The following is a 964-nucleotide window of genomic DNA, read 5'->3' on the forward strand; positions in this document are numbered from 1 at the left end:
TTGAGGTCCTTGCCGGGGTGCCGCTCTCCGGCCTTGGCTGCGGCCGGGGCGAGATCGTGGCTGCCTTTGCCCCGCTTGTGACCAGCGCCGCCGACAGCGGTGACGTTGAAGGCGCGTTCAATCTTGCAGAGCGGATCATGGAACTGGAGCGGGTCAACCGCATGGGACCCATGTTCCACTTGCCGCCCCCGGCCTCGGAGGCCGGGTTTCTGGTGCGGGCCGCGCCGCGACTGCTGCGTATCCGTTCGCTCATGCTTGAAGCCGAAAACGGCGATACTGAACGGCTGCGGCAACTGGTGGAGCAGGAGCAGGAGATCATGCTCCGGGCGCTCGGGCCGGATGCCGGACGGCTGCCGGGCATTGCGCGGCTGGCCAAGGGCGAGGCCCAGCGAACGTGGCTGACCGTCCTTGCCGGGCTGGACGTGGCGCTGGTCGAGGCTGCCGACGAGGCAGTGCAGAGCGGGGACGAAACCGCCAAGGCGCGTCTTGCCGCGCTCGGTGACAGCTATCGGTCTGCCATGCGGCTGGCCCTTGAAGAGCTTCCCGTGGGGCGGTCCGCCGGAGCGCTCGGACTTTTCCTGCCGCGGCCCGTGGACTTTTTCGAGGTGTATCTGTCCCTGCCTGAAGAACGCTCGATCCGGCTGTTCTTCCCGGACGGCGAGGGCGGGGTGCTTGCCTTCTCCGTGCACAGGGACATGCCGGAACTCAAGCGACTGGACTCGTTGCCCAAGGTGTTTTCCACGGATGTGATTCCCGTGGTGCCGGATGCCCGGTCGCTGCCGGAGGGCCGTGCCGCTGCACTCAGCGGTACGCAGTTCGTGCGCGGGGCATGGTCGCTCAAGCCGTTCCGCTCCAAGCTCATGGGCATCGGGCTGGAAGAAGTGCCCGAAGGTACAGGCCGCTTGAGGACAATCGCACCGAAGCAGCCCAGACGCTGGCCGTGAACCGGCCCGCCGCCGTGCTG

Annotated in this window: 1 protein-coding gene; it reads left to right on the top strand. The window is 67.5% G+C overall.

What is annotated here, in order from left to right; translation table 11 throughout:
• A partial coding sequence (locus tag JCM12178_RS18865) for a hypothetical protein (RefSeq protein ID WP_172677185.1) occupies positions 1-944 on the top strand: 944 nt, incomplete at its 5' end.
• Positions 945-964: the final 20 nt, after the last annotated feature.

The sequence above is a fragment of the Salidesulfovibrio brasiliensis JCM 12178 genome (genome assembly GCF_001311825.1).
Taxonomy (GTDB): domain Bacteria; phylum Desulfobacterota; class Desulfovibrionia; order Desulfovibrionales; family Desulfovibrionaceae; genus Pseudodesulfovibrio; species Pseudodesulfovibrio brasiliensis.